The sequence below is a fragment of the Paenisporosarcina sp. P4_D4 genome, from assembly GCF_056401835.1.
Window position 1 is genome coordinate 1 of sequence record NZ_JBFUIO010000318.1, and the last position, 1,126, is coordinate 1,126.

Genomic DNA, 1,126 nt, shown 5'->3' on the forward strand with positions numbered 1-1,126 from the left:
GAGGAAATGGCATGAATAACTTAGAAAAGATGAATCAGCTTGTTGGTGCTTCAGCAACTAAAGAAAATATAAAAAATTGGGCATATGAAAATCGAATATTGGTATTTGCATTAGGATATGAAGAAGAGTTTGAATCAATGGAAAACTCGATTGAATCCTTTTCTCAGTCACCAGAAGGGCAATCTGATGTAACGGAATTACGTTGAGTAGATAAGGAGGAAAATAAAAATGAATAATAAACACACAGCAATAATTAAAGGTAGAAAAGAAAGAACTATGTATCGCTTTGGAGTCAGAAAATACCATATAGGTTTTCCACCAGAGGTCTTAAAGATCAGTGAGTTTACAGGACACTATTTATTGTGGGAATGTGAACTAGATGCCCCCGTATTAGAAGTTGGAGAAATTTTGTACATTGATGACTTAAATATTGAGGTAACAGTACAAAGAAGAGTTAGAACAACTACAGGAGAATATATTTATGAAACTGATTTTGTTGAATTGTTTTCAGATGAATTAACGAGCATCAGCTTAAAAGAAGCAGAAAAGAAACAAAGAAACTACTTAGAGGCAATGAAGAAAAGAGAAGATAAATTAGCAGCAGACAGAGCATACAAAGAAGAGCTAAAAAAGAAAAACAGAACTTGGTTCGAGAAATGGCTTGGTGAGTAAATGATTAAATTCATCGAATATATAATAATTTTCTTCTTGTCAATTCTTTTGGTTTTTGGAGCATTGGAAGTATTTATCCAGATTTACCAGAGCTTTCGAGAGAGAGGTTTTAATACAGAGGATTCATCAGCTTTTACTATAACAGGAGTAATTATTGTAATTATATTGACAGTTTACATCATAGTTGAAAAACCTTTTAAAAAGTAAATTATAATCAAATAAAACTCATGTTTTATCGAGAAATGTTGGGAAATAACAGTTAATAAGCATGAAAAACCTATGGTTGAATTTTGGGAAATAATTATAAAAAGAGGTGAGTTAAATTATTAAATACAAAGTTGGAGACAAAATAGTTATAACAGCCATTTCTAAAATCCTTGCAAATTTTGCACTATGGCTAAAAGAAGAAACTGAGTATTTAGTGATCGGAGTCGATAGCAACAATGGCTGCCCA

The 1,126-nt window shown here is 31.6% G+C and carries 2 protein-coding genes; both read left to right on the plus strand.

Translation table 11 applies throughout. The features are described from left to right. Window positions 1-206: hypothetical protein (locus tag AC1DSL_RS18505; protein WP_477533369.1), on the plus strand; the 206-nt coding region annotated here is incomplete at its 5' end. A 22-nt stretch (window positions 207-228) separates the two neighbouring features. Beyond that, complete coding sequence (locus tag AC1DSL_RS18510; protein WP_477533370.1) at window positions 229-672, plus strand: hypothetical protein; 444 nt, start codon at window positions 229-231, stop codon at window positions 670-672. Window positions 673-1,126: the final 454 nt, after the last annotated feature.

Coding starts and splice junctions, on each gene's coding strand:
- AC1DSL_RS18510 (WP_477533370.1), top strand. CDS start 229: ATGAATAATAAACACACAGCAATAATTAAAGGTAGAAAAGAAAGAACT.